Annotated in this window: 1 protein-coding gene; it reads right to left on the reverse strand. The window is 72.1% G+C overall.

Annotated features, from left to right (window positions below; genetic code table 11):
* Positions 1-297 (reverse strand): DUF6950 family protein (locus tag IE126_RS11155; RefSeq protein ID WP_194678691.1); only part of this gene is annotated, 297 nt, incomplete at its 3' end.
* Between the last annotated feature and the right edge of the window lie 47 nt (positions 298-344).

The following is a 344-nucleotide window of genomic DNA, read 5'->3' on the forward strand; positions in this document are numbered from 1 at the left end:
GACGATGACGATATCGCCGACCTGCGCCTGCGACGGATGCCCCTCGGGCAGATGCGCCGCGATCAGCGCCACATGATCCGCATAACCCGCCTTGCGCAGGATGCGCCGCCCGCCTGCAAAGGTGGTGTAACGGCCCCGGAACGGTGCTGCGAGATCGACCCCGGTCTGCGCGGCGATGGCCCCCGCGCCGAACAGGCAGCAATCATGTTCGCCGGGCCGCATCGGCCGACCGGCCACGCCGCCCAGCCAGTGGCGCAGGCGGGACCGGGCATCGGGCAGACGAAGGAGCGGCGTCATCGGTCAGCCCCCTTCGGCGCACCCGCAGGCACATCCGCCGGGGCGCT

It is taken from the genome of Gemmobacter nanjingensis, assembly GCF_014652195.1.
GTDB lineage: Bacteria > Pseudomonadota > Alphaproteobacteria > Rhodobacterales > Rhodobacteraceae > Gemmobacter > Gemmobacter caeni.